The organism is Streptomyces sp. NPDC002328, assembly GCF_042890065.1.
Lineage (GTDB): Bacteria > Actinomycetota > Actinomycetes > Streptomycetales > Streptomycetaceae > Streptomyces.
In genome coordinates this window covers 335,130-360,089 of record NZ_JBIARQ010000003.1, presented here as the reverse complement: position 1 = coordinate 360,089, position 24,960 = coordinate 335,130, and the positions used below count along the sequence as shown (strand labels likewise).

The 24,960-nt window shown below is 73.0% G+C and carries 23 protein-coding genes; 13 read left to right on the top strand and 10 right to left on the bottom strand.

Annotation, left to right across the window (positions count from 1 at the left end; all coding sequences use genetic code 11):
- Positions 1-45 precede the first annotated feature (45 nt).
- Positions 46-1,932, top strand: a complete 1,887-nt coding sequence (locus ACFYX4_RS11345) for a hypothetical protein (protein WP_389329594.1) — start codon at positions 46-48, stop codon at positions 1,930-1,932.
- An 18-nt stretch (positions 1,933-1,950) separates the two neighbouring features.
- Here ACFYX4_RS11345 and ACFYX4_RS11340 read toward each other — a convergent pair whose 3' ends face one another.
- Entirely contained in the window at positions 1,951-3,267 is a 1,317-nt protein-coding gene (locus ACFYX4_RS11340) for an ABC transporter substrate-binding protein (protein WP_389329591.1), read from the bottom strand.
- A gap of 174 nt (positions 3,268-3,441) precedes the next feature.
- Between ACFYX4_RS11340 and ACFYX4_RS11335 the strand changes: the two genes are divergently transcribed.
- Together ACFYX4_RS11335 and purU are read left to right on the top strand one after the other, a co-directional pair.
- Positions 3,442-3,888 carry a hypothetical protein gene (locus tag ACFYX4_RS11335; RefSeq protein WP_389329588.1) on the top strand — a complete coding sequence of 149 codons (447 nt, stop codon included), beginning with the start codon at positions 3,442-3,444 and terminating at the stop codon, positions 3,886-3,888.
- An 83-nt stretch (positions 3,889-3,971) separates the two neighbouring features.
- Positions 3,972-4,856, top strand: a complete 885-nt coding sequence (purU, locus tag ACFYX4_RS11330; protein ID WP_389329585.1) for a formyltetrahydrofolate deformylase — start codon at positions 3,972-3,974, stop codon at positions 4,854-4,856.
- Positions 4,857-5,037: 181 nt separating this feature from the next.
- On the opposite strand, the gene ACFYX4_RS11325 is transcribed toward purU, so the two are convergent.
- Both ACFYX4_RS11325 and ACFYX4_RS11320 read right to left on the bottom strand, forming a co-directional pair.
- A complete protein-coding gene (locus tag ACFYX4_RS11325; RefSeq protein ID WP_389329583.1) occupies positions 5,038-6,225 on the bottom strand; it encodes a zf-HC2 domain-containing protein in 1,188 nt (395 codons plus the stop codon).
- A complete protein-coding gene (locus tag ACFYX4_RS11320) occupies positions 6,222-6,812 on the bottom strand; it encodes an RNA polymerase sigma factor (RefSeq protein ID WP_389329580.1) in 591 nt (196 codons plus the stop codon). Before ACFYX4_RS11320 ends, ACFYX4_RS11325 begins: the two co-directional genes overlap by 4 nt.
- Positions 6,813-7,229: 417 nt before the next feature.
- Here ACFYX4_RS11320 and ACFYX4_RS11315 point away from each other — a divergent pair, with 417 nt between their 5' ends.
- Positions 7,230-7,610 (top strand): STAS domain-containing protein, encoded by a 381-nt coding sequence (locus ACFYX4_RS11315; RefSeq protein ID WP_389329577.1) that lies wholly within the window; start codon positions 7,230-7,232, stop codon positions 7,608-7,610.
- An 18-nt stretch (positions 7,611-7,628) separates the two neighbouring features.
- Here the strand turns inward: ACFYX4_RS11315 and ACFYX4_RS11310 are convergent, their stop codons facing one another.
- Positions 7,629-8,096: a hypothetical protein gene (locus tag ACFYX4_RS11310; RefSeq protein ID WP_389329574.1), complete on the bottom strand. Its 468-nt coding sequence runs from the start codon at positions 8,094-8,096 to the stop codon at positions 7,629-7,631.
- A 159-nt stretch (positions 8,097-8,255) separates the two neighbouring features.
- On the opposite strand from ACFYX4_RS11310, the gene ACFYX4_RS11305 reads away from it, so the two are divergent.
- Complete coding sequence (locus tag ACFYX4_RS11305; RefSeq protein WP_389329571.1) at positions 8,256-8,768, top strand: EF-hand domain-containing protein; 513 nt, start codon at positions 8,256-8,258, stop codon at positions 8,766-8,768.
- On the opposite strand, the gene ACFYX4_RS11300 is transcribed toward ACFYX4_RS11305, so the two are convergent.
- The gene (locus ACFYX4_RS11300; RefSeq protein WP_389329568.1) at positions 8,752-10,356 is read right to left on the bottom strand and encodes a class I adenylate-forming enzyme family protein; all 1,605 of its coding nucleotides are present in this window, start codon (positions 10,354-10,356) and stop codon (positions 8,752-8,754) included. The two genes, ACFYX4_RS11305 and ACFYX4_RS11300, sit on opposite strands and share 17 nt — an antisense overlap.
- A 163-nt stretch (positions 10,357-10,519) precedes the next feature.
- Here ACFYX4_RS11300 and ACFYX4_RS11295 point away from each other — a divergent pair, with 163 nt between their 5' ends.
- The 4 genes from ACFYX4_RS11295 to ACFYX4_RS11280 all read left to right on the top strand — a co-directional run bounded on the left by ACFYX4_RS11295 (position 10,520) and on the right by ACFYX4_RS11280 (position 14,943).
- Positions 10,520-11,737, top strand: a complete 1,218-nt coding sequence (locus tag ACFYX4_RS11295) for an amidohydrolase family protein (protein WP_389329565.1) — start codon at positions 10,520-10,522, stop codon at positions 11,735-11,737.
- A gap of 5 nt (positions 11,738-11,742) precedes the next feature.
- Positions 11,743-12,876, top strand: a complete 1,134-nt coding sequence (locus tag ACFYX4_RS11290) for an acyl-CoA dehydrogenase family protein (RefSeq protein WP_389329562.1) — start codon at positions 11,743-11,745, stop codon at positions 12,874-12,876.
- A 1-nt stretch (position 12,877) separates the two neighbouring features.
- Positions 12,878-13,840: an acyl-CoA dehydrogenase family protein gene (locus ACFYX4_RS11285; protein ID WP_389329559.1), complete on the top strand. Its 963-nt coding sequence runs from the start codon at positions 12,878-12,880 to the stop codon at positions 13,838-13,840.
- 542 nt (positions 13,841-14,382) lie between these two features.
- Positions 14,383-14,943, top strand: coding sequence for an ATP-binding protein (locus tag ACFYX4_RS11280; protein WP_389329556.1), 561 nt, complete (start codon positions 14,383-14,385; stop codon positions 14,941-14,943).
- Positions 14,944-15,383: 440 nt separating this feature from the next.
- On the opposite strand, the gene ACFYX4_RS11275 is transcribed toward ACFYX4_RS11280, so the two are convergent.
- Entirely contained in the window at positions 15,384-16,319 is a 936-nt protein-coding gene (locus tag ACFYX4_RS11275) for a cyclase family protein (RefSeq protein ID WP_389329553.1), read from the bottom strand.
- Between the two features lie 86 nt (positions 16,320-16,405).
- On the opposite strand from ACFYX4_RS11275, the gene ACFYX4_RS11270 reads away from it, so the two are divergent.
- From ACFYX4_RS11270 to ACFYX4_RS11260, 3 genes are all read left to right on the top strand, one after another.
- The gene (locus ACFYX4_RS11270) at positions 16,406-17,320 is read left to right on the top strand and encodes an SDR family oxidoreductase (RefSeq protein WP_389329550.1); all 915 of its coding nucleotides are present in this window, start codon (positions 16,406-16,408) and stop codon (positions 17,318-17,320) included.
- Between the two features lie 66 nt (positions 17,321-17,386).
- Positions 17,387-18,538, top strand: a complete 1,152-nt coding sequence (locus ACFYX4_RS11265; RefSeq protein WP_389329547.1) for an acyl-CoA dehydrogenase family protein — start codon at positions 17,387-17,389, stop codon at positions 18,536-18,538.
- Entirely contained in the window at positions 18,538-19,587 is a 1,050-nt protein-coding gene (locus ACFYX4_RS11260) for a Zn-dependent alcohol dehydrogenase (protein ID WP_389329543.1), read from the top strand. Before ACFYX4_RS11265 ends, ACFYX4_RS11260 begins: the two co-directional genes overlap by 1 nt.
- Here the strand turns inward: ACFYX4_RS11260 and ACFYX4_RS11255 are convergent.
- Positions 19,577-20,590 carry a GlxA family transcriptional regulator gene (locus ACFYX4_RS11255; protein WP_389329539.1) on the bottom strand — a complete coding sequence of 338 codons (1,014 nt, stop codon included), beginning with the start codon at positions 20,588-20,590 and terminating at the stop codon, positions 19,577-19,579. The genes ACFYX4_RS11260 and ACFYX4_RS11255 overlap by 11 nt on opposite strands.
- Positions 20,591-20,661: 71 nt before the next feature.
- Here ACFYX4_RS11255 and ACFYX4_RS11250 point away from each other — a divergent pair, with 71 nt between their 5' ends.
- Positions 20,662-21,990, top strand: a complete 1,329-nt coding sequence (locus ACFYX4_RS11250) for an MFS transporter (protein ID WP_389329536.1) — start codon at positions 20,662-20,664, stop codon at positions 21,988-21,990.
- 89 nt (positions 21,991-22,079) lie between these two features.
- Here ACFYX4_RS11250 and ACFYX4_RS11245 read toward each other — a convergent pair whose 3' ends face one another.
- The 3 genes from ACFYX4_RS11245 to ACFYX4_RS11235 form a co-directional block, all read right to left on the bottom strand.
- Positions 22,080-23,621 carry an ATP-binding protein gene (locus tag ACFYX4_RS11245; protein ID WP_389329533.1) on the bottom strand — a complete coding sequence of 514 codons (1,542 nt, stop codon included), beginning with the start codon at positions 23,619-23,621 and terminating at the stop codon, positions 22,080-22,082.
- 87 nt (positions 23,622-23,708) lie between these two features.
- On the bottom strand, positions 23,709-24,236 hold the full coding sequence (locus ACFYX4_RS11240; protein ID WP_389329530.1) for an Imm21 family immunity protein: 528 nt from the start codon (positions 24,234-24,236) through the stop codon (positions 23,709-23,711).
- 36 nt (positions 24,237-24,272) lie between these two features.
- Positions 24,273-24,857: a flavin reductase family protein gene (locus ACFYX4_RS11235; RefSeq protein ID WP_389330245.1), complete on the bottom strand. Its 585-nt coding sequence runs from the start codon at positions 24,855-24,857 to the stop codon at positions 24,273-24,275.
- Between the last annotated feature and the right edge of the window lie 103 nt (positions 24,858-24,960).

Below are 24,960 nucleotides of genomic sequence, written 5' to 3'. Positions count from 1 at the left end.
GCGTGAACCGACGATTCCGTAAGTCCCCCATTCGTAGGAGTCCCGGTGACGCAGAGTGGACAGGGCGAGGAGCCCTCGGCGCGACCCGCGCACGAAGGCATCGTGCTGCCCTCCGACGGTGGGGAACCCCTGCTGCCGGGCATGACGAACGGTTCTTACTCCAGACCCCGGCCGCACGAGCAGCAGCAGCCGCCCTCGGCGTCCGCCCCGGCCGGCGGCCAGACCTGGGGGCAGCCCTGGGGTCCCGAGCAGCAGCAGCCCGGGCAGGGCTGGCCGTTGCCGGCGGACCAGCAGCAGTGGGGCGACGCCGCGCAGGGCGCGGGCTCCGACGCGTGGTCGCAGCAGTCCCCCGACGGCGGCGTCCCGTCCCGCCCGGCCGGCGCGGGCCCGCTGCCCCCGGAGGGCGCCCCGGCCCCGTCGTACGGCCAGGGCATACCCGGCGCCCCGCTGCCGCCGGCGGACGAGGGCGCGACGCAGTACATCCCGCCGGTCCCCTCCGGCCCGGGCGGCGAGCACGGCGGCCAGTACCTGCCGCCCGTCGCCGACGGCGCGACGCGGTACATCCCGCCGGTCCCGTCCGGCCCCGGCGGTGACCAGGCCGCCCACTACCTGCCGCCCGCCGCCGCGGACGACGGCGCGACCCAGTACATTCCGCCGGTTCCGTCCGGCCCGGGCGGCGAGCACGGCGGCCAGTACCTACCGCCCGCCGCCGACGGTGCAACGCAGTACATTCCGCCGGTACCGGCCGCCTCCGGGGACGACGGCGCGACGCAGTACATCCCGCCGGTTCCGTCCGGCCCCGGCGGCGACTACGCCGCCCACTACCCGCAGCCCGCCCCCGCCGACGAGGGCGCGACGCAGTACCTCCCGCCGGTCGCCCCCGGCGCCCTGCCGCCCGAGACGTCGTCGGAGTCCACGCACTACCTGGGCCGCGCCCAGCAGAACGGCGCGTCCGGCCCGGCCGCCCCCGGCGGCCACTCCGACGCCGAGGCCACCCAGTACATCCCGCCCGTCACCGGCCAGGGGCCGTACGGCGGCGGTGGCGCGGGCGGGGCGGGCGGTGCGGACCGGCAGCCGCCCGCCGGGTTCGAGAACCTCTTCCGGGACGGCCCGGCGGCCGACGGCCCGCCCGGCGGCTCCACGCAGCAACTGCCCCGCTTCTCAAAGCCGGAGGGTGCCGGACACGCCGGCTCCGCCGCCCCGCGGCCCGCCTACACCCCGCCCGGCGACGGCTCCGGCGGCCGGCGCGGCGGGCGGGACGACGACCACGGGCGCGGCCGGGGCGGCCGTACCGGCACGCGGGTGCCGTTGTACGCGGCGATCGGCGTCGGCATCGCCGTCGTCGGGGTCGGCGCCGGCGCGCTGCTCGGGGCCGGCGGCGACGGCGGCGACCAGAACAGCGACAACAAGACCGTCGCCGCGTCGGCGTCGGCGTCCACGTCCGAGGGCTCCGCCTCGGCGTCCGCCGACGGCGCCGAGCAGCAGGCGATCGCGCTGGACAAGCTGCTCGCCGACAGCGGCAGCAGCCGCGCCACCGTGATCAGCGCGGTGGCCGACGTGAAGGCGTGCACCGACCTCGCGCAGGCGGCCTCGGACCTGCGGGGCGCGGCGAAGCAGCGCAACGAGCTGGTGACCAAGCTGGCCGCGCTGAGCGTGGACCAGCTGCCGAACCACGACGCGCTGACCACCGCCCTGAACAAGGCGTGGCAGGCGTCCGCGTCCGCCGACGACCACTACGCGGCCTGGGCCGACCAGGTCGCCGGCGACAAGAAGCAGAACTGCAAGAAGGGGCAGGCCCGCAGCACGGCCCAGACGCAGGCAGGCAACCGGGCGAGCGGCACCGCCAGCACCCAGAAGACCAAGGCCGCCGAGGTGTGGAACGAGATCGCCCGCGAGTACGGCCTGACGCAGCGCCAGCCGGTCCAGCTCTGACGCCGGAGGTGGGCCGGCTCAGCTCACCTTCGCGTTCTCCATCGTCTTCGTCATGTCGACGAAGCCGGACCCGGCCGCGACCAGCCGGCCCTGCCGCACCGTCTGAAGGGTCACGTGCGCGTTGACCAGGCGCGGGAAGCCGATGGCGGCGAGCTTGTCGGTGAACTGCCAGCGCAGCGGCGGTGTCAGCTCGCCGGTGTCGACCGTCAGCCCGTCGTCCAGGGCGTCCCGTACGGTGTCGGCGCTCACCTCGCCGTCGCCCAGCGACTCGACGGCCTTCCGCAGCACGGTGTAGGCGATCCAGGTGGTCTGCACGCCGGTGTCCGTCGCGTCGATCCGGGTGTCGGAGAAGGCGCTCTCGCTGATCACCTTCTTCATCGCGTCCCAGCGCGAATCGCTCGCCACCGGGTACCAGCCGGTGACGGACGCCCCCTCGAACGGGCTGGACGGGCCGCCGGTGGAGTTGATGACCGTCTGGTCGACGCTGCCGAGCACGGTGGCGGTGCGCACGGTGGCGTAGTCCTCGCGGGTGCGGCGGAAGGAGTCCATGAAGGTGCCGGTGCGGTCGCCGAGGGCGGGCACCACGCACCCCTTCGCCTTGGTGTCGCCGGTCGCCTGTTCCAGGGCCTTCTCGGCCTGGGCGGAGTACTCGGCGGAGTCCTCCGGGGCCCGCTGGTCCTCGGCCGCGTCGTGCCCGCCCGTCGTCAGGCCGGCGTCGAGCATGGGCGGCAGGGCGTCGCCCGCGATGGTGTCGGGGCGGACCAGCGCGACCGGACCGCAGTTCTCGGCCAGCTGCTTGCCGAGGCCGGCGAGCAGCGCGGGCTGGCCGCCGTTGACCGGGTAGGACAGCGGGCTGGTGAACTCGGCGTTCGTGACGCCGTAGCCGCCGATGTAGGGGATGCCGGCGCCTTCCAGATGCGGGAGGAAGGAGTCGGAGTGCTGGCTGTAGGAGCCGACGACGGCGACCGCCTTCTCCTTGACGGCCTGCCGGGCGCACTTCGCCGCGTCGACGGTGTTGTTGTGGTCGTTGCAGGTCAGGACGGTGAGCTGACGTCCGCCGAGGCCGCCGTTGGCGTTGATCCAGCGGGCGTAGGCCTTGGCGAAGGCGGGCATTCCGGGCTTGTTGGTCGCGCCGGTGCCCTCGGGCGCCCAGGTCATGACGACGATCGGGTCGCCCCCGGAACCCCCCGCGGTACCGGGGACGACCCCACAGCCGGCGGTGAGCGACGCACAGGCCGCCAGGGCGCCCGCCGCGAGGACGGCGGCCCTGGTGGATCCGGTGAAGCGTATGGACCTGGGGAGGAAGGTGCTTCGCGTGCGTCGCCTGCCGCTCATGGCTCCGCACGATTCCGTCACATGACCAACCCCGGAGTGACCCGTGGTCAACGCGGGGTGACGGGGAGGTGAATTACGGGGGCCCGTGGGGCGCACGAGACGGAGAACGTACGATCGACGACCGTGCAACAAGGTTCGGAGAACTCTTCCCGTCGCGGCCGTCGCTCCTCCACCATGGGCGGCATGCCACTGAACGACATGCCGTGGTGGCGCTGGCGCAGCAATGTGCGCTCCGCGCTGCACATGCTCTCCGACCAGGTCTTCCAGCGGGACGTCTGGCTGGCCGGCGTGGACGGCTACGGGGACGTCACCGACGCCGTGTACCGCCTCGTCGAGGACACCTGGCTGGACAACTGGTCCGCCGAGAAGTACGTCGGCACGATCTTCCGCGACTCCCAGGAGGCGGCGCTCGTCGACACGGCGGTGCTGCGCGTGCTGCGGATCATGCACCAGGTGGGCCCGGACGCGGCCGTCTCCGCGTACGTCGACCACCCCGGCTGGCCGGAGGCGGTGCGGGCGGCGCGCGATGCGCACGTCCGGATGGCGGCGGCGGACGGCGAGGACCCGGACGCGCCCCCGCGCACGCTGGAAGTGCTGCGCATCATGACGCGGTCGGCGTAAGTCGGCGTAGGGAACCACTCGGAGGTTGCCCGGCCCGCGGACGGATTCCGGCGGGCCGGTGCCGTCGTGAGACCCTGTCCCGCATGAACGAGCAGTCCACCCGAGGGACGGCGAGCCTCGCCGACCAGTACGTCATCACCCTGTCCTGCCCCGACAAGCAGGGCATCGTGCACGCCGTGTCGAGCTACCTCTTCATGACCGGCTGCAACATCGAGGACAGCCAGCAGTTCGGCGACCACGACACGGGACTGTTCTTCATGCGCGTCCACTTCTCGGCGGAGGCGCCGGTGACCGTGGACAAGCTGCGGGCGAGCTTCGCGGCGATCGGTGACGCCTTCCACATGGACTGGCAGATCAACCGGGCCGACGAGAAGATGCGCATCGTCCTGATGGTGAGCAAGTTCGGCCACTGTCTGAACGACCTGCTGTTCCGCGCGCGGATCGGCGCGCTGCCGGTGGAGATCGCGGCGGTGGTGTCCAACCACACCGAGTTCGCCGAGCTGGTGGCCTCGTACGACATTCCCTTCCACCACATCGCGGTGACGAAGGAGAACAAGGCGGAGGCGGAGGCGCAGCTTCTGGAGATCGTGCGGGGCGAGAACGTCGAGCTGGTCGTCCTCGCCCGGTACATGCAGGTGCTGTCGGACGACCTGTGCAAGCAGCTCAGCGGCCGGATCATCAACATCCACCACTCCTTCCTGCCGAGCTTCAAGGGGGCGAAGCCGTACCACCAGGCGCACGCCCGGGGCGTGAAGCTGATCGGCGCGACGGCGCACTATGTGACGGCCGATCTCGACGAGGGGCCGATCATCGAGCAGGAGGTCGAGCGCGTGGGCCACGACGTCACGCCGGACCAGCTGGTCGCGGTGGGCCGGGACGTGGAGTGCCAGGCGCTGGCGCGGGCCGTGAAGTGGCACGCGGAGCGGAGGATCCTGCTGAACGGGCGCCGCACGGTGGTGTTCGCCTAGCGAAGGGGCGGTGCCGCTCGAGGGCGGGTGCGGGTGCGTGGGGGTTGGTCGCGCAATTCCCCGCGCCCCTGAAAGGCGGGTCCACTGGTCCCACGTCCAGGGGCGCGGGGCTGTATCGATATGCGGCTCCGCCGCGCGGGCGCGACCAGCCACGAATCACCCGCACCCGCCCGCGGACCCCCTACATCCGGCTCAAGCTCGCCGCGGCGAACAGCACATCCCTGATCGCCCCCCGGTCGCCCAACTGCCCCGCAGCCGCCTCCTCCGGCGACACGTGCCCCGCGGCCAGGCGGCAGAACTCCACGTCGTCCAGGGCCACATGAGCCACCTGGTGGTCGGCGGAGCCCACCGCGCCCGGTGAGTCCAGCGGGATCAGCCACTGCCCGCCGCCGTCGCCCTCGATCTCCAGCCGCAGGCTGCGGCCGGGGCTGCCGGCGGCCACCAGGTGCCGTCGGGCCCCGGGGGCGGCGAGCCCCCGGCGACGGCGGGCCGCGAGCACCTGCGGCAGCATCCGCGCCGCGAGGTCGATCATGTCGTGCAGATGGCGCGGCGCGGGCGGGCCGTAGGGATAGTCGACGGCCTCCGCGATGTCCTCGGCGTGCACCCAGCACTCGAAGGCCCGGTCCAGCAGCGCGTCCCGCATCGGCAGCTCGAAGTCGCCGTACGACACCGGCAGCGCGCCGGGGCCCGCGCCGGTGAAGGAGACCGTGCGGACGACGGCGTGGCTCTGCTCCCGCCACGGTCCGCGCACCGAACGCGTCGGCGGGAAGTGCGAGGTCTCCCAGAAGGTCTCGGTCCGCTCGGCGGGCGTGCCCGCAACGCCCGGAGTGACGGAAGCGCCCGGGGGAGCGGGGGCGGGGGCGGCGGTGAGGTGGTCGAGGGGGTCGGCCAGGCCGAGGGCGGTCGCGACCAGGCCGTCCACCGCGAGCAGGTGGGCGATGACCCCGGCGACGGTCGTGCGCCGGCTGGTCGCGCCCTCACCGCGGAACCAGCGCAGCCGTACGGGCGCGTGCCACTCGGCGTCGCCGAAGTCCTGGAGCAGCGCGTCCAGGCGCGCGGTCTCCGCGTCGTACGACGCCGCCCAGGCGGGCACCGGGACGCGGGGCGGGCGCCGGGCCAGGCAGGCGTCGAGGACGCGGGTGCGCAGGCCGGGGTCGAGGTCGAGGCTCTCGGGGCGCTGGAGGAGGCCGACCGCCTCGCGCAGCCGCCGCGCCTCGTCGGCGCAGGGACCGCACTCGCCGAGGTGCTCCTCGACGGCCGCGGTCTCCTCGGCCGAGCAGGCCGCCAGCGCCCAGGCGCCCAGCATCGACTTCAGTACCGGGTGCTCCAGCGCGGGCGGCAGCCCCGCACCGTCGAGCGGGTCGTTCATGCCGCGCCCCCGTACTCGGGCGGGGCTCCGGGGGCGGGGGCGTCGTGGGCGGTGGACAGGAGCTGGAGGCCGAGACGGAGGCGGCGGCGGGCCTCGTCCTCGGTGACGCCCAGGTCGGCGGCGGTCTGGCGGTAGTCGCGGCGCTGGAAGTAGGCCAGCTCCAGGGCGGCGCGCAGCGGGGCCGGCATGGACTGGACGATGTAGTCGGCGCGGGCGGCGACCGAGGCGTGCCGCACCTTGCCCTCCAGGTCCTCCCGCTCCTCGGCGGTGCCGGGGCCGCCGTCGGCGAGGGCCGCGGTCTCGGTGGCGCGCAGCCGCTGCACGGCGAGACGGTGGGTCAGGCCGGCCACCCAGGTGCGCAGCGGGCCCTGCTGGGGGTCGTAGGCGTCGGGGTGCTCCCAGACCTGGGCGAAGACCTCGCGGGTGACGCCGTCGGCGGCCCGTTCGTCTCCGAGCACCCGATGGGCGAGTCCGTGCACGAGCGAAGCGAACCGGTCATAAAGCTCACCGAGGGCGGCGGCCTCCCCGCGCGCCAGTCGCTGCTGCATCCTGCGGTCCCAGCGGGGCGGTGTCTCCTTCTCCACCATGCGACCCCCTCGCCCCTGCTCGTGTCCGGCGTTCCCGTCGGCGCGTGTCCGTGTCCAGCCTGCGTCCCCTGTCAGCTCGAATGTAGTCGGCACATCGGACAACGCACGCCCCTTTGTCGCATTGTGCGCCCCCTCGCGCGCCGGTGGTGGTAATGGCCTGCCGTCGACCTGGCACCGACCTGCCGCCGACCTGGGGCCGGTCTGGGGCCGGTCGCCCGTGCCGCGGGGGCGGCCCGCTCTGTCCGTGATCGTGCTTGATCGCCTCGGACGCAGCGGGATCGAACGGGACCGAAAGCGACTGAAACAAGCCTCTTTCTCGTTGCCGCAGTTTTTCGCGCGGCGTTTCGGGGAACGGCCGCTGGGCAGCCGCGCTGCGGGGAAGCGAAGGGACAGCTTCCGTTTCGGCGAATGAAGGGCGTGGTGGTGGCTTTCAAGGTGATCAGCGTCGAGCGCGGCGGATGGGCCGTGCTCCATGTGTCGGGCGAACTGGACCTGGTGACGTCGCCGGTGCTGCGTCAGCGGGTGCACGACGAGGTGGCCGAGGGCCGCCACAGTCTCGTCCTCGACCTCTCCGAGGTGCACTTCTGCGATTCCAGCGGTGTCGGCGTCCTCATCGCCTCCCGCCGTCTCATCCGCTCCTGCCGGGGCCGGCTGCGCCTGATCCTCCCGGCCCGCGGCGCGGTGGAGGGCTCCCACGTCAACCGGGTCCTCGGCGCGCTGGGCGTTCGCCGTCTCTTCGACGTGTACGGCGACGTCGAGGAGGCCGTGGACGACGGGACCGAGCCGCTGTCGGCCTGACCCGTGCCGGCCGACGGATCAGGTCAGGGTGTCCCTGGCGGCGGTCACGAACTCGGTCACCAGCGAGCGCGTGATGTCGCGCCGCCGGTCCAGCGCGGGGCGGTCCTCCGCCTTGACGAGCAGGTCGATCTGCGTCAGGACGTCCCGCCCGCGTTCCACGAGGGCGTCGTCCGGTGCCAGCATCTGCACCCGGAACAGCGCCTCCTGAGCCACCGAACGCAGCGTGTACCCCTCGACGCGGACCTCGGTGACCTCCTCCGCGGACGCGCCCTCGTGCTCGCGGAACCAGCGGTGCACCAGGATGCGCCGATAGTTGACCAGTGCGCCCGCGTACGCCCCGTAGGCGTCCATGCGCTCCTGCCGGAGCCGCTCGTCACGGGTGAACCGCTCCGTCCGCTCCACCGACCGCGACTGGAACCGGTGGGTCAGTCCCGCGCCGAGCAGGGTCCCCAGCACCGCTATGACACTCGCCGCCACTGCTTCCACACCGACAGTGGATCACATCACGGCCCGGCCACACGCCTGTCCCGAAATTCCCCCGGTCTTGGCACAACCGTCATCTTCCCGCTGCCGGAGCGTCGTCGGCGTCGTACGCTCCCTGCCGGAAGCACCCGCACGCGACGACGTAAGGCGGCCCGAGAAGACATGGTCAGCAGCGAGTACGAGCGCAGGATCGCCGGCCGGTTCGCCACCTTCGACCAGGACGGCAACGGTTACATCAGCCGCGAGGACTTCGGGGCAGCGGCCAAGGCCCTGCTCGTCGAGTTCGGCACCGCGGCCCGGTCAGACAAGGGACAGGCGCTGTACGCCGGCGCCGAGGCGTTCTGGCAGGGCATGGCGGGGATGGCGGACCGGGACGGGGACCAGCGCATCACGCGCGAGGAGTTCGTCAGCGGCGCGGTCAAGCGGCTGCGCGACAACCCGGACCGGTTCGGCGAGATCGCCCGCCCCTTCCTCCACGCGGCCCTGGCCATCGCCGACGCCGACGGCGACGGGGCGGCCACCGTGGAGGACACCGTGCGGGTCCTGACCTGCCTGGGCGTCCCCGAGGAGGCCGCCCGCGCGGTCGCCTCCGCCCTGGACACGGACACGGACGGTCACGTCCACGAAACGGACGTCGTACCGGCCTTCGCCCGCTACTTCACGGTCCCGGAGTAACCCCACCCCCCACCGTCGAGTACCGCTCCCGCAGCTTGTACTTCAGCACCTTGCGGAGGGTCTCGTTGCGCGGGAGGGCGTCCACCACCTCCAGCTGCTCGGGCAGCTTGTGCGGGGAGAGCCCTTCCGCGCGCAGATACGCCGTCACGGCGTCCAGAGTCAACGCACCCGCACCCGCACCCGCACCCGCACCCGAGCCCGCGCCCGCGCCCGCACCCCCCTCACCCACACCGGCACCCGCCCCCGCCCCCGCCGCCAGTTCGATCACCGCGCACACCCGCTCGCCACGTTCGGCGTCCGGCAGGCCGATCACCGCCACGTCGCCCACCGCCGGGTGCGCGTGCAGCAGGTCCTCGATCTCCTTCGCCGACACGTTCTCGCCCTTGCGGATGATCACGTCCTTCAGTCGGCCGGTGAGCACGAGGTGGCCGCTCGCGGTCACCCGCCCCAGGTCGCCGGTGCGCAGGAAGCCCTCCTCGTCGAAGGCCTCGGCCGTCTGCGCGGGATCCAGGTAGCCCCGGCAGACCGCCTCCCCGCGCAGCCGCACCTCCCCGTCCGGCGCGACGCGTATCTCCATGCCCTCCGGCGGCCGGCCCTCCGTCGTCGCCAGGTTCTCCGCGGTGTCGTCGGGCGAGCCCATGGTGATCATCGGCACCTCGGTCATCCCGTACCCGTGGGTGAGCTGCACGCCCATCTCGCGGACCACGGAGTGGTACAGCTCCGGCGGCTTGGGCGCGCCGCCGCCGGCGAGCAGCCGCAGCGAGGGGACCACCGGCGTCCCCGGCTGCCTCCGCTGCTCGGTCAGGAACATCGAGTAGAACGCGGTCGACCCGCCCGCCACCGTCACCCCGTGCCGCCGGTACTCCGCCAGCGCGTCCGGCATCGCGAACTGCTCGAACATCACCGCCGGGAAGCCGTACAGCAGCAGCATGACCGTGTAGTCGGGCCCGGCGATGTGCGCGTACGGGAAGGCCATCGAGCCGACGTCGTCGCCGGTCAGGCGCAGCGCGTGGGCGAGGCAGGAGCCGCCCGCGATCAGCGAGCGGTCGGTGTGCAGCACGCCCTTGGGGTCGGAGGTGGTCCCCGAGGTCCAGTAGATCCAGCGGACGGACGTGCCGTCGGAGGGCGGCGCGGGCAGCACGCCCGGATCGCCCTCGGGCAGGTCGTCGTAGGCCTCGAAGACGCCCTTGGCGCCCAGGCGGCGCGCCATCTCCCCGTGGTCGAAGCCCCGCCAGACGCCGGGCACGGCGAAGTACTCCGCCTTCGACTCGCGCAGCGCGAAGCCGACCTCGCGGTCCCGGTAGAACGGGATGACCGGGCTCTGGACGGCCCCCAGCCGGGCCAGCGCGAAGGACAGCACGGCCGTCTCCAGCCGGGTGGGAAGCTGCCAGGCGACGACGGTCCCGGGCCGCACGCCCATGCCGTACAGCCCGGCCGCGACCCGCTCGGCGCGCTCGCGCAGCCCGCCGAAGGTCAGGACGCGGTCGCCCTGGAGCAGGACCGGGCGCTCGGAGCTGAGGGCGGCACGGCGGTCGAGCAGCTCCCAGAGGGTGCGGGAAGAGCTCAGGGCACGGGCGGTGTCGGTCACGGCGACCCCCAGAGAAACTGACGGACAGTCAGACGGTGCGCAGAGCGTAGGGCTCGTCGCCTTGTCGGTCCAGGGGGCGGGGGCTAGCCTGCTGGACAGAGCAGATCTGACGGGTCATCAGATAGTGACCGTCGGAGTACGTGTCCGTCAGGCGGAGGGGACCATGACCGAACTGCCCCGCATCATCAGCGTCGACGACCATGTGATCGAGCCCGCGCACCTCTTCGAGACCTGGCTGCCGCCGAAGTACCGCGAGCGCGGACCGAAGCCGCTCACCGCCGGCATCGGGGAGCTGGCGTACGTGGGCGGCAAGTACCAGATCACGATGGACCCGGACGGTCCGCCCACCGACTGGTGGATCTACGAGGACCTGAAGTTCCCGTACAAGCGCAACATCGCCGCCGTCGGCTTCGACCGCGACGAGATGACGCTGGAGGGCATCACGCGCGCGGAGATGCGGCGCGGCTGCTGGGACCCGAAGGCGCGGCTGGCCGACATGGACCTCAACCACGTCGAGGGCAGCCTCTGCTTCCCGACCTTCCCGCGCTTCTGCGGCCAGACCTTCGCGGAGGCGCACGACAAGGAGGTCGCGCTGGCCTGCGTCCGCGCCTACAACGACTGGATGGTCGAGGAGTGGTGCGGGGACAGCGGCGGCCGGCTGATCCCGCTGTGCCTGATCCCGCTGTGGGACGTGGAGCTGGCGGTCGCGGAGATCCGGCGCAACGCGGAGCGGGGCGTGCGCGCGGTGACGTTCTCGGAGATCCCCACCTACCTGGGCCTGCCCTCCATCCACTCCGGCTACTGGGACCCGTTCTTCGCGGTGTGCCAGGAGACCGGGACGGTCGTCAACATGCACATCGGGTCCAGCAGCCAGATGCCCGCCGCCTCACCGGACGCGCCCCCCGCCGTCCAGGCCTCGCTGAGCTTCAACAACGCCATGGCCTCGATGATGGACTTCCTCTTCAGCGGGGTCCTGGTCAAGTTCCCGACGCTGAAGCTCGCCTACTCCGAGGGGCAGATGGGCTGGATCCCGTACGCCCTGGAGCGCGCCGACGACGTCTGGGAGGAGCACCGGGCCTGGGGCGGGGTCAGGGACATCGTCCCCGAGCCGCCGTCGACGTACTACTACCGGCAGATCTTCTGCTGCTTCTTCCGCGACAAGCACGGGGTGGCGTCCCTGGACGTCGTCGGCCGGGACAACGCCACCTTCGAGACGGACTACCCGCACGTCGACTCGACCTTCCCGCACACCAAGGAGGTCGCCCTCGACCATGTGAAGGGCCTGGACGACGAGACCGTCTACAAGCTGATGCGGGGCAACGCCATCCGCATGCTCGGCCTGGACCTCGACCGCGACCGCCGTCCCGACCGTTCGGGGTGACGCCGATGGACCTCGCGGACACCCCCGAGGAGGCCGAGTTCCGGGCCCGGCTGCGGGAGTGGCTGGCCAAGGCGCTGCCCACGCTGCCGGCCCGGCCGTCGCCCGACGACTGGCCGGCCCGCAGGGCCTACGACCTCGGCTGGCAGCGCCTGCTGTACGACGCGGGGTACGCGCACGTGCACTGGGACGCGTCCCCGACCGTGCGGCTGATCTTCCTGGAGGAGACGGAGGAGGCGGGCGCGCCCTATGTGGGCGCGGGATTCGTCGGGCTGCTGCACGCCGGGCCGACGATCGCCGCCGAGGGCACCGCGGAGCAGCGCGAACGCTGGCTGCCGCCGATCCTGCGCGGCGAGGAGGTCTGGTGCCAGGGCTTCAGCGAGCCCGACGCCGGTTCCGACCTCGCGGCGCTGCGCACGCGCGCGCGACGCGACGGCGACGCCTACGTGGTGAGCGGGTCCAAGATCTGGACCTCGCACGCCGAGGTCGCCGACTGGTGCGAACTGCTGGTCCGCACCGACCCGTCCGCGCCCCGGCACCGGGGGATCACCTGGCTCGCCATGCCGATGGACGCGCCCGGCGTCACCGTACGGCCGCTGCGGACGCTCGCCGGGTCGGCCGAGTTCGCGGAGGTGTTCCTCGACGAGGTGCGGGTGCCGGTCGAGAACCGGGTCGGGGAGGAGAACGACGGCTGGCGGGTGACGATGGTGACGCTGTCCTTCGAGCGCGGCACGGCGTTCGCGGGAGAGGTCGTGGCCTGCCGGCGCACCCTCGGCGAACTCGCCCGCGAGGCGCGCCGCGACGGCCGCTGGGACGATCCGGCCCTGCGGCGGCGGCTGGGCAGGCTGAACGCGGAGCTGCGGGCGCTGTGGCGGCTCACCCAGTGGAACGTGAGCGAGGCGCAGGCCACGGGCGGGGTTCCCGGCGTCGGGGGTTCGGTTTTCAAACTGAGGTACTCGCACATCCGCCAGGAGCTGTACGACGCCGCGGCCGACGTCCTCGGCGACGACGCCCTCGACCTGGAGCGCCCCTGGGTGCTCGACCGCCTCTCCTCCCTCTCGTACACCATCGCCGCCGGAACCTCGCAGATCCAGCGGAACATCGTGGGCGAGCGGATCCTCGGCCTGCCGAAGGGACCCTGACGTGCGCTTCCGACTGACACGGGACCAGCGGGACCTGCGGGACGGCGTACGGGGGCTGCTGGCGCGGCGCTTCGGCCCCGAGGAACTGCGCGCGGCCGTGGCCCGGTCCGGGGACGCCGCTCCCGGGCTCGACCGCGGGCTGTGGCGGGCCCTCGGGGAGGCCGGCTTCTTCGCGCTCAGGCTGCCGGAGGCGGACGGCGGGGTCGGACTCGGTCTGCCCGAGGCGGTGTTGGCCTTCGAGGAGGCCGGCCGCGCCCTGCTCCCAGGTCCGCTGGCCGCCACCTGCCTCGCGGCGGGGGAGGTGCCCGGCGCGGCGACCGGCGAGACGGTGGTGACCGCGGTCGACGGCGGCCTGGTGGAGTGGCTGACCGAGGCGGACGTCGTGCTGGGGGACGCGCGGGGGGCGACGCCCCTGCGGTCGGTGGACCCGCTGACCCCGCTGCACCGGGTGCCGGCCCGCCCGGCCGCCGGTCCCGGTCAGGGTCCCGATGCCGATCGCGGGCCCGACCCCGACCCCGACCCCGACCCCGCCCCCGACCCCGACCCCGTCGCCGTCCTCCTCACCGCCGCCGAGCAGTTGGGCACGGCCACGCGCGCGTGCGAGCTCGCGGTGCGACACGCGCGGACGCGGGAGCAGTTCGGGCGGCCCGTGGGCTCCTTCCAGGCCGTCAAGCACCTCTGCGCGGAGGCGCTGGTGCGGGTGGAGGTGGCGCGGGCGGCGGTCTACGCCGCCGCCGTCACCGCCGGGCCCGCCGACGTCGCGGCGGCCCGGCTGCTCGCCGACGAGGCCGCCGTGCGCGGGGCCCGCGACTGCCTCCAGGTGTTCGGCGGGATGGGGTTCACCTGGGAGGCGGAGGTACACCTGTTGCTGAAGCGTTCATGGGTGCGCACGAGGCGTACGGGAGGCGGCACGGAGAGTGAGGAACGGCTGGCGTCGGACCTGCTGACGAGGGCGGGCCGGTAGCCGCGACAGGCCGCCTGCCTGCGACGATGTGAGGGCACGGGGTGTTCCGCGCGACGCGTGTCACGGATCGTGGCAATCGGACGTCACGGAGCGTGAGATGTGGTTGTTTCCGATGCGTGACCCGTCACGGCCCGGAGTCGGGTGGTCGCTCCGGTACCTTCTGTGAGATGCGAGTGGCCGCGAGCTCGGACCGTGCCGGTGAAGCCCCTGGGGCGACGCCGGAAACCGGAGTGCACACCCCCGCTCGCTGGGCGGACGGCCGTCAGGGCCGCGCCTGTTCGACTCCCCGCGATGAGCGTCGCACAGTATGCCGCACGGGTACTCCTTCGCGCTGGAATATGCCCGAAGCGCTTGTTGGGGTGACTGTACGTCAACCAAGCTGTCTCTCAAGGGATTCACGTTCCGTCACTCTGCCGCTGACCGTTGTTCTGGTCATGCAGAAAATGGCTACGATCGTGGCCCTCGTCGTCATGGTGCTCGCGTGGCTTGCGTGGCTCACGTGGCGCGCGGCCATGTGTCCGCCGGTTCGGATGGTGTGAGCGGTGCAGGTGCTTCAAGTGCAGTTGGAGATCCGGCCCGACCCCGCTGAAGTGGGTCGCGCCCGGCGGTGGGCCCGTTCGCGCCTCGCCGGGTCCGGGATAGAGGTCGACGAGCCGCTCGCCGAGACGCTGATCCTGCTCGTCTCCGAGCTGGTCACCAACGCCGTGGTGCACACGGGCTGTCGGGCCGTGCTGCGGCTCTCGCTGCCGGGCGCGGCGGCCGGGCCCGCGGGGGCGCCGGAGGACGCTCGCGCGCCCGGGGAGGGCGTCGTCCGCCTGGAGGTGGCCGACAGCAGCGACCGCGCGCCCGTCCCCCGCTGTGTGGACGACGACGCGACGGGCGGCCGGGGCCTGGCCCTCGTCGACGGCCTCGCGGACCGCTGGGGCTGGAGCGTCGAAGGTCCCGGCAAGCGCATCTGGTGCGAACTCGACCGCTGCGCCGGGCCCCGCCATGACGCCGCCGCCCCCGGAAGCCCGGCGGAGCGGCCGGCCGTCGACCAGGGTCCGGCCGTGACGGCCTGCCAGAAGCCGTCGTACGAGGGGATCGCGTACGAGGCCGTGTGACGGCGGCCGACCACGGGCGGACCACGGGCGGACCACGGGCGGTGCACGGGTGCAGAGGGCGTCGCCCGCCCGTCCCCCTGCGAACATCGATGCGCCGTACGTGCTTCCGTGCGCGCCCTTTGCAAATGGGGCGTAAGTAACAAATCCCCGATCGGGTGTTGACGCGTCGTGTCCGTTTGATCACGCTTGTGGTCAGCGATTCGCCGCGAGGGGACGACGAGGGCATCGGTGACGGGAGCCCTCGCCGAGAGCGGGTCGTCGATTCGGCGTCGGATCCCTCAGGGCCGAGGGGAACCGATGGGAGGGTACGCCGAGTCGGATGGTGGCGCGCGGTGCCGTGCTCGGGGCGGGCAGCGGCGCGCCACCATCCGTCGTCCTCCCGGGAGTTCCGCGCGTTCCGCCTGCGGGGCCGCCCGCCCGGCGGGGCCGCCCGCGTCCGCCTACAGAACCGCCACCGGCGCCACCGGGGTCCCGGTCGCGCCCACGAACGGCTCGGGCATCGCCGACAGCAGGAACGCGTAGCGCCCCTCTTCTCCACAGGCTGTGGACAACTCTTCGAGATTCCAGTTCTGGCCCTGGAGCATCCCCATCTCCACGAGGTCGAGGGCGTGCACGGGCAGCCACAGATCGTCGATCTCCGGCGGGAAGATCTCGAAGGTGAGGGTGTCGTCGGCGACCGCGGCCACATCGCGCGCGTGGAACCACTCCGGCGTGCGCAGCGACAGCCCCGGCGACGGGAACGCGTACGCGTGCTTGTCCCCGGCGAGATAGAGCCGCATCTGCCCGGTCCGCACGAGCACGATGTCGCCGGCCCGCACGCGCGTGCGGGCCAGCTCCTCCGCCGCCTCCAGGTCCTCCGGGGTGACGGCGTGTCCGCCGGGCAGCCGGTCGACGCCTCGTGCGCGGGCCACGTCCAGCAGGACCCCGCGCGAGACGACGTGCCGTGCCTTGTCGATGCCGCTGAACTCCGCGCCGCCGTGCGGGGTGATGGTGCCGGCCGGGCGGCCGTTGTAGAGCCTGCCGGAGTGGGAGACATGGGTGAGCGCGTCCCAGTGGGTGGCCGCCTGGAGGCCCATCGTCACGGCGTCGTCGCTGCACGCCACCGACCCCGGGCCGAAGATCTCCTGGTTGATCTGCACCATGGCGTGCAGCGGGTTGACCCGCCCCGGGATCATCCCCGTCTGCACGCCGTCCTCCCGCAGGGGCAGCGCCAGCGGGACCCGGCGGCCCGTGCGGACCTCGGCGGCAGCCGCCCGCACGACCTCGTCGGTGACCAGGTTGAGGGTGCCGATCTCGTCGTCGTCGCCCCAGCGCCCCCAGTTGTTGACGCGTTCGGCGATGTCCTGGAACGCGGGATGGAGCGAGGACTGTGCCATTCGGTGCCTCCCCGGGGCTTGTCCCCGACTGACTGACGGGCCATAAAATCTAACGGACCGTCAGAAACTGCGGGAAGGGGCCCGGCGTGGGGAACTTCTTGACCGGCAAGGTCGTCGCCGTCACCGGCGCGGGGCGAGGCATCGGACGGGCGGTGGCGCTCGCGGCGGCGGCGCAGGGAGCGCGGGTCGTCGTCAACGACTACGGCGTCTCCGTGGACGGCGCCTCACCCACCAGCGAGATCGCCGACACCGTCGTCAAGGAGATAGAGGCGGCCGGCGGTGAGGCCGTCGCGGTCGCCGACGACATCTCCACGATGGCGGGCGGACAGCGCGTCGTGGACACGGCCGTGGCGGCCTACGGGCGGCTCGACGGGGTCGTGTGCGTGGCCGGGATCCTGCGGGAGCGGATGCTGTTCAACATGACCGAGGAGGAGTGGGACCCGGTGGTCGCCACCCATCTCAAGGGCACGTTCACGGTGTTCCGCGCCGCGTCGGCGGTGATGCGCGCCCAGCGGTCCGGCACGCTGATCGGCTTCACCAGCGGCAACCACCAGGGGTCGGTGTCGCAGGCCAACTACAGCGCGGCCAAGGGCGGGATCATCTCGCTCGTGCGCAGTGCGGCGCTGGGGCTGCACAAGTACGGGGTGACCGCGAACGCGGTGGCCCCCGTGGCCCGGACGCGGATGTCGGCGGGGGTGCCGATGGAGCTGGCGGAGATCGGGGAGCCGGAGGATGTCGCCGCGATGGTGATTTTCCTTTTGTCGGACCGCGTGCGGGAGCTGGGGATAACCGGACAGGTCTACACGGTCGCCGGTGCGAAGATCGCTGTGTGGGCGCAGCCTCGTGAACTGCGTTCGGCTTATGCGGAGGGGGGTTCCTGGACGCCGGAGCGGGTCGAGGAGGTGCTGTCGGGATCGGTGGGCGTGGATCCGATGCCGATGCTGGCGCGGCTGGAGGAGATGGCGCGGGCTGCGGGGGAGGGGGCGCGGCCCAATCGGTGAGGTGTTGTCCGTTGGCGGGTGCGGGTCGTCAGGTCGGGGCGGTCGGCCCCTTTTGAGGAGCTCGACGTGGACTTTGGGTTTTGTGCACAGGACGATGATTTCCGGGCCGAAGCGCGTGCTTGGCTTGCCGCACACGCCGACGGCGAACAGGACCGCCGCACGTGGGAACGGACCCTCGGCGCCGGCGGGTGGATAGGGATCGGATGGGCGGAGGAGGGGTACGGGAACCGGACGGCGACGCTCACCCAGCAGGTCGCCTGGGCCGAGGAGTACGCGCGGTCGGGGGCGCCGGCCCGGTCGGGGCACATCGGGGAGAACCTGCTCGCGCCGACGCTCATCGCGCACGGGACGGAGGGGCAGAAGGCGCGGTTCCTGCCGCCGGTCGCCGCCGGGGAGGAGCTGTGGTGCCAGGGGTACAGCGAACCGGGCGCGGGGTCGGATCTCGCGGGCGTGCGGACCCGGGCCGAGCGGACGGCCGACGGTGACTACCGGGTCACCGGGCAGAAGATCTGGACCTCCCTCGCCCACGAGGCCGACTGGTGCTTCGTGCTGGCCCGCAGCGACCCGGAGTCGGCGCGGCACCGCGGGCTGACGTTCCTCCTCGTGCCCATGGACCAGCCGGGGCGGATCGAGGTGCGGCCCATCCGGCAGCTGACCGGCACCAGCGAGTTCAACGAGGTGTTCTTCGACGGGGCGCTGGCGCGCGCGGAGCACGTCGTGGGCGCCGTCGGCGACGGCTGGCGGGTCGCGATGGGGCTGCTCGGCTTCGAGCGCGGGGTGTCGACGCTGGCCCAGCAGATCGGGTTCGCCGAGGAGCTGGGGCGCGTGGTGCGCACGGCCGCGGAGACGGGCGCCGACGCCGACCCCGTCGTCCGCGAACGGATCGTGCAGCTGTGGGCGGAGTTGCGGGCGATGCGCTGGAACGCGCTGCGCACGCTCGGGGGTTCGGGCGGGCCGGGGGCGCCCAGTGTGGCCAAGCTGCTGTGGGCGGGGTGGCATCAGCGGCTCGGGGAGCTGGCCGTGGAGGTGCGGGGCGCGGCGGCGGGCGTCGGTCCCGCCGACTGGTCGCCCGTCGCGCCGTACGAACTCGACGAGGCGCAGCACCTGTTCCTGTTCTCCCGCGCCGACACGATCTACGGCGGCTCGGACCAGATCCAGCGCACGATCATCGCCGAGCGGGTGCTCGGCCTTCCCAGAGAGCGCAAGGGGGTCGTCTGATGCGAGGCGTGGTGTTCGACGGGAAGCGGGCGGAGGTCGTCGACGACCTCGTCGTCCGCGACCCGGGGCCCGGCGAGGTGCTCGTCGCCGTGGCGGCGGCCGGGCTGTGCCACAGCGATCTGTCCGTGATCGACGGGACGATCCCCTTTCCCGCGCCGGTGGTGCTGGGGCACGAGGGCGCGGGGGTGGTGGAGGCGGTGGGCGCCGGGGTGACCCATGTGGCGCCCGGTGACCATGTGGCCCTGTCCACGCTCGCCAACTGCGGGACGTGCGCGGAGTGCGACCGGGGCCGGCCGACGATGTGCCGGAAGGCCATCGGGCGACCGCAGCGGCCGTTCACGCGCGCGGGGCGGCCGGTGTTCCAGTTCGCGTCGAACTCCGCCTTCGCCGAGCGGACGGTGGTGAAGGCCGTGCAGGCGGTGCGGATACCCGAGGACGTTCCGCTGCCGTCCGCCGCCCTGATCGGGTGCGGGGTGCTGACCGGAGTGGGGGCCGTGCTCAACCGCGCGCGTGTGGGCCACGGGGAGAGCGTCGTCGTCATCGGGACGGGCGGCATCGGGCTGAACGTGCTCCAGGGCGCGCGGATCGCAGGGGCCCTGAGGATCGTCGCGGTGGACGCCAACCCGGCGAAGGAGGCGGCGGCGCGGCGGTTCGGGGCCACCGACTTCCTGACGTCGGCGGAGGGCGTGCGGGACCTGCTGCCGACGGGGGCGGACCATGTGTTCGAGTGCGTGGGGAGGGTGGAGCTGATACGGCAGGCGATCGACCTGCTCGACCGCCACGGCCAGGCCGTGCTGCTCGGCGTGCCGCCGGCGACCGCCGAGGCGTCCTTCCTCGTCTCGTCGCTCTACCTGGACAAGTCGATCCTGGGCTGCCGCTACGGCTCCTCCCGCCCCCAGCGGGACATCGCCCTGTACGCCGAGCTGTACCGGCAAGGTCGCCTGCTCCTCGACGAACTCGTCACCCGCACCTACCCGGTGGAGGACTTCGAGAAGGCGGCGACGGACGCGGAGGCGGGCCGAGTGGCGCGGGCGGTGCTCACGTTCTGAGGGCGGCGCCGGTCCGGAAGGTCCGGCGGTAGGCGGTCGGGGTGACGCCCAGCGCCGTCTGGAGGTGCTGGCGCATCGACTGGGCGGTGCCGAAGCCGGCGTCGCGGGCGACCTGGTCGACGGAGAGGTCGGTGGACTCCAGCAGGTGCCGGGCGCGTTCGACGCGCTGCTGGGTGAGCCACTGGCCGGGGCTGACGCCGACCTCCTCGCGGAAGCGGCGGGTGAAGGTGCGCACCGACATGGACTCCTGCGCGGCCATGTCGCGCAGTTGGAGCGGCTCGTGGAGGCGGCCGAGGGCCCAGGCGCGGGCGGCGGTCGTGGTCGCCTGCTGCGGGTCGGGCACGGGACGCTCGATGTACTGCGCCTGACCGCCGTCGCGGTGCGGCGGGACGACCGTGCGGCGGGCGACCTCGTTGGCGACGGCGGTGCCGTGGTCGCGGCGCACGATGTGCAGGCACAGGTCGATGCCGGCGGCGACTCCGGCGGAGGTGAGGACGTCGCCGTCGTCGATGAAGAGGACGTCCGGGTCGACCTCGATCCTCGGGAAGAGGCGCTGGAGGCGGTCGGCGTCGGCCCAGTGGGTGGTCGCGGGGCGGCCGTCGAGGTAGCCGGCGGCGGCGAGGACGTAGACGCCGGTGCAGATGGAGGCGAGGCGGGTGCCGGGGCGGATGTGCGCGAGGGCGGCGGCCAGGCCGTCCGTCAGCACGCCCTCCTCGAAGACGGGGCCCAGCTCGTAGGAGGCCGGGACGATCACGGTGTCGGCGGTGGCGAGCGTCTCGGGCCCGTGCGCGACCTGGATCGCGAAGTCGGCGTCCGTCTCGACCGGGCCGGGCGGGCGGATCGAGCAGGTGACGACCTCGTACAGATGCCGTCCGGCGGCGTCCTTGGGGCGGCCGAAGATGCGGTGCGGGATGCCCAGCTCGAACGGGAGCAGCCCGTCGAGGGCGAGGACGACGACGCGGTGGGGCCGGAAGCCGGTGGTCGTGCCGGGAGCCTCTTTCATGGCCCGATCCTAACGAATGCTGTCTTTCGGGCCACTCGATGGGCGTGGCTGCGTCCTCGAAGCTCAATGGCGTGATCCGGACAAGTGAGGCGCTCGCCGCCACAGAGGACCTGAAGCCCGCCCGCAGGCGCGTCCACCGCGCCTGGTTCGTCGCCGCCGTCACCTTCGTCACGATCATCGGGGCGGCGGCCTTCCGCTCGGTCCCCGGGCTGCTCATCGACCCGCTGCACCAGGAGAACGGCTGGTCGCGCGGCACGATCGGCGCGGCCGTCTCGATCAACCTCGCGCTGTACGGGCTCACCGCGCCGTTCGCGGCGGCGCTGATGGACCGCTTCGGGATCCGCCGGGTCGTGGCCGTCGCCCTCACGGTGATCGCGGCCGGCTCGGGCCTGACGGTGTTCATGACCGCGGCCTGGCAACTGCTCCTTTTCTGGGGCCTGTTGGTGGGGCTCGGCTCGGGCTCGATGGCGCTGGCCTTCGCCGCGACGGTCACCGACCGCTGGTTCAGCGAGCGGCGGGGCCTGGTCAGCGGCATCCTCACGGCGGCCTCCGCCTCCGGCCAGCTGATCTTCCTGCCGCTGCTGTCCTGGATGGTGACCCGCCACGACTGGCGTCCGGCGGCGCTCACGGTCGCCCTGGCCGCCCTGGCGGTCGTCCCCTTCGTCTGGCTGCTGCTGCGCGACCATCCGGCGGACGTGGGCCTGAAGCCTTATGGCGCACGGGAGTTCGTCCCGAAGCCTCCGCCGGTGACGGGCGCCGCGCGCAGGGCGGTCTCCGTGCTGCTCTCGGCCATGCGCACCGGCCCCTTCTGGCTGCTGGCAGGCACCTTCGCGATCTGCGGGGCCTCGACCAACGGCCTGGTGCAGACCCACTTCGTGCCGGCCGCCCACGACCACGGCATGCCCATGACGGCCGCCGCCTCGCTCCTCGCGGTCATCGGCGTCTTCGACGTCGTCGGCACGATCGCCTCCGGCTGGTTCACCGACCGCTTCGACTCGCGCCGCCTGCTGGCGGTGTACTACGCCCTGCGCGGCGTCTCCCTCCTCTTCCTCCCCATGCTGCTGGCGCCCTCCGTGCACCCCCCGATGGTCTTCTTCATCGTCTTCTACGGCCTCGACTGGGTCGCCACCGTGCCGCCCACCCTGGCCCTGTGCCGCGAGCAGTACGGCGAGGACAGCGCCATCGTCTTCGGCTGGGTCCTCGCCTCCCACCAGGTCGGCGCGGCCCTGATCGCCTTCCTGGCCGGCGCCACCCGCGACGCCTTCGGCACCTACGACCTGATCTGGTACGCGTCCGGCGCACTGTGCGCGGCGGCGGCCTTGATGGCACTGGTGATCCGACGGAGGCCGGAGGTGGGGGGCGGGGGACTCGAGGTGGCCGCGGGGCGGTCTGCGGCGTGACCGGTGGGCTGACGGGAGCGGTGGGGCGACGTGACCGGTGGGCCGGCGTGACCGGTGGGGCGGCGGGACCGGTGGGGCGGACTGAGCGCCTAGGCCGGGAATCCGTCCGGCGTCGCCCGTCCGTACAACGCGTCGAGGCCGATCAGCAGCACCTCGCCCCGCGCCGCCTCCGCGCGCAGGGCCTCGCTGAAACCCGCCGCGCTGAAGCACGCCAGCGCGCAGTGCGAGGTGTCCATGCCGCGTGCGGCGAGCAGTTCCTTCGCGCGGCCGAGGCGTTCCAGGTGGGCGCGCCCCATGACCGTGCCCCATTTGGCCTCACCCAGCAGGGCGACCGCCGGTCGGCTCCCGCCGGACCCCTGCTCGACCACGGCCACGTCGACCTGGATCTGCCGACGCTCCCTGGGGTCGGTCACGACACCGCCGCCCACCTCGCCCAGGGACGTGCCCAGCACCGTAGACCCGGGCCCCAGCACGTACTCGCGGCACATCGCCTCGAAGTGCGGACCGGCCACCTGCGCCGCGAACCGTTCCCCGGCCCGCGCCCACACCTCCGCGGCCTGACCGCTCTCCAGCCGGGCCCAGGCCGGGCGCATGACCGCCTCATGGAAGTTGATCAGGGGCTCGGTGATGCGGTACTGCGATTTCCCGGCTCGGAAGACGTCCGCTTCCCGGGCCAGGAGATGACTGTCCTCCAGGACGTTGAGCGGATGGGAGATGTCGACGGACTTGCGGCCGATGTAGCTCGCGATGCCTCCGCGCGTCGTGTTGCCCTGCGCCACGGCGGCCAGCACCGAGTGGTAGAGCGCCGTGTCTCGGATGTCGGCCTCCTCGGCGAGGAGGTACCGGGCCTCACGGAAGAGCGGGCTGAACGGCGAGAGCACCGTGCGGCAGATCCAGTCGTCGAAGTCGTGCAGGCCGGAGGGGACGTCGTCCGCCAGGAACTGCCGGCGGTAGGCGGGGGTGCCGCCGAGCACCGCGTGCAGCCGTACGGCGAGGGACGGCTCGCTCGTGACGCCCCAGAAGTCCGCCGCCGCACGGTAGCCGAAGGGCCGTACGACGAGTTCGAGCTGCGCCCGGCCGCGCAGCGGCGCACTGCTGGCCAGCAGCCCGCCCATGACGGACATCGCCGAACCGCACAGCAGGAGCCGCATGCGGCTCTCCTCCACCTGGAAGCGGTCGATCATGCGCTGGATGAGGGACGGCAGCTCGGGGGCCGCCTTCACCAGGTAGGGGAACTCGTCGATGACCACGAGCAGCGGGCGGTCCGGGGCGGAGGTCCGCCCGTCGGAGTGCGCGGGGCCGGGAGCGGCGAGGCCGAAGAGATAGGAGACCGCATCGTCCCAGGTGGCGAAGGAGAAGGCCACCGGGGACCCCGTGTACTCGGCCAGCGCGGCGCTGAACTGACGGAGTGATTCCGCCTCGGTGGCGTCCGTGGCCCCGAAGTAGAAGCCGCCGTACTGCTCGACGAGGGCCCGCAGCAGGTACGTCTTGCCCATACGCCGCCGACCGCTGACGACCCCCAGCGCGGCGTGCGGCAGTGCCCGCCCGGCGAAGGAGGTGAGCGCGTCCCACTCGGGCGCCCGGTCGAAGACACGAGGCGGTTTGGTGGCCCTGGCCCTGCTGGACTGCACGTCTGCTCCCCGAGTGGTTAGGACCGTACTCCTAAGGAGTGTAGTCCTAAGCAAGCGCCAGGGGGCGGCGTGCGGCGTGCGGCGCGCTCACGCATGCGTATGCGATGAGCCGCACGCGATGAGCTGCACCAGGCACAACGTGGTGCGCGGGATCGGGGTCACTTGCGCGGCTCGGACCGTGTAGCGGCCCGGGGGGAGCGTGATCCGCAGGACGTCGGCCTCGTCCAACGCGCTGCCCGGGCACGCCGCGTCGAACAGCACCACCGGCCCCGGTACGTCCCAGACCGTCGTCTCCTCCCAGACGGCGGACGCGAGAGCCGCGTCGACGCTGTCGAGAAGCCGACCTTCGGAGTCCGCGGCGATCCAGCGCACGAAGGTGTCGCGGTCCGGCAGGAACGTCGTGGAGGCGGGTTCGGAGCCCAGCACCAGCGCGGACGACGGGCCCACGGCGACCAGGCCCTGCCGGCCGTCGACCTCGCACGCCCTGTCGTAGTCCTCCCAGTCGTCACCGTCGGCTCCCCGCCAGGCGGACAGCGCCGCCTCGGGGACGACGATCAGCGGCCCGCCACCGGACTCGATCCACTCGACCGCCCCGGGGGCGGTGTGACGCACCATTCCACGACGCTACCGCTGCCGCGGACGGGCGGGCGGTCAGAGGAAGCGGCCCCGGTGGAACAGCAGGGGTGGCTCGTCCGTGTCGGTGGATTGGAGGGTGTTCACTCGGCCGACGACGATCAGGTGGTCGCCTCCTGTGTGGACCGCGTGGATCGTGCAGTCGATCCAGGCGAGCGCGCCTGCCAGGCGGGGGGAGCCGGTGGTGGGGGCGGGGGTGTGGTGGACGCCCGCGAACTTGTCGGCGCCGCTCACCGCGAAGGCCCGGCACAGGCCGGCCTGGTCCGCGCTCAGGACGTTCACGCAGAAGACGCCCGCGCGGGCGATCCGCGGCCAGGTGTTGGACGTGCGGCCGACCATGAACGCGACGAGCGGCGGGTCGAGGGAGAGGGACGTGAAGGACTGGCAGGCGAAGCCGGCGGGGGCCTCCTCGTCGGGGCCGGCCGGCGCCGTGATGATCGTGACGCCCGTCGCGAAGGCGCCCAGGACGCGCCGGAACTCGCCCTGGTCCACCGGCGCCCGCTCGTCCTCGCGCACGCAGCGCAGCTCGGGCCGGGGGTGCGCCTCGACCGGGCGGGCCCCCAGATAGCGGACTGCGGCGGCGGCCATGCCTGCGTGTCCCATCATGTCGCCATTGAAGCTGACGGACCGTCAGATGGGAAGGGCGGGGACGGGGGTGGGGCGGGGGCGGTGGCGTACCGCCTGGCCTCGACTTCTACCCTGCGGG

Bases quoted from the DNA above. Each gene is read 5' to 3' on its own strand.
- purU (WP_389329585.1), top strand. From the start codon at position 3,972: ATGAACGAGCAGTCCACCCGAGGGACGGCGAGCCTCGCCGACCAGTAC.
- ACFYX4_RS11325 (WP_389329583.1), bottom strand. From the start codon at position 6,225: ATGAACGACCCGCTCGACGGTGCGGGGCTGCCGCCCGCGCTGGAGCAC.
- ACFYX4_RS11335 (WP_389329588.1), top strand. From the start codon at position 3,442: ATGGGCGGCATGCCACTGAACGACATGCCGTGGTGGCGCTGGCGCAGC.
- ACFYX4_RS11235 (WP_389330245.1), bottom strand. From the start codon at position 24,857: ATGGGACACGCAGGCATGGCCGCCGCCGCAGTCCGCTATCTGGGGGCC.
- ACFYX4_RS11305 (WP_389329571.1), top strand. From the start codon at position 8,256: ATGGTCAGCAGCGAGTACGAGCGCAGGATCGCCGGCCGGTTCGCCACC.
- ACFYX4_RS11275 (WP_389329553.1), bottom strand. From the start codon at position 16,319: ATGGCACAGTCCTCGCTCCATCCCGCGTTCCAGGACATCGCCGAACGC.
- ACFYX4_RS11260 (WP_389329543.1), top strand. From the start codon at position 18,538: ATGCGAGGCGTGGTGTTCGACGGGAAGCGGGCGGAGGTCGTCGACGAC.
- ACFYX4_RS11340 (WP_389329591.1), bottom strand. From the start codon at position 3,267: ATGAGCGGCAGGCGACGCACGCGAAGCACCTTCCTCCCCAGGTCCATA.
- ACFYX4_RS11295 (WP_389329565.1), top strand. From the start codon at position 10,520: ATGACCGAACTGCCCCGCATCATCAGCGTCGACGACCATGTGATCGAG.
- ACFYX4_RS11255 (WP_389329539.1), bottom strand. From the start codon at position 20,590: ATGAAAGAGGCTCCCGGCACGACCACCGGCTTCCGGCCCCACCGCGTC.
- ACFYX4_RS11240 (WP_389329530.1), bottom strand. From the start codon at position 24,236: ATGGTGCGTCACACCGCCCCCGGGGCGGTCGAGTGGATCGAGTCCGGT.
- ACFYX4_RS11320 (WP_389329580.1), bottom strand. From the start codon at position 6,812: ATGGTGGAGAAGGAGACACCGCCCCGCTGGGACCGCAGGATGCAGCAG.
- ACFYX4_RS11290 (WP_389329562.1), top strand. From the start codon at position 11,743: ATGGACCTCGCGGACACCCCCGAGGAGGCCGAGTTCCGGGCCCGGCTG.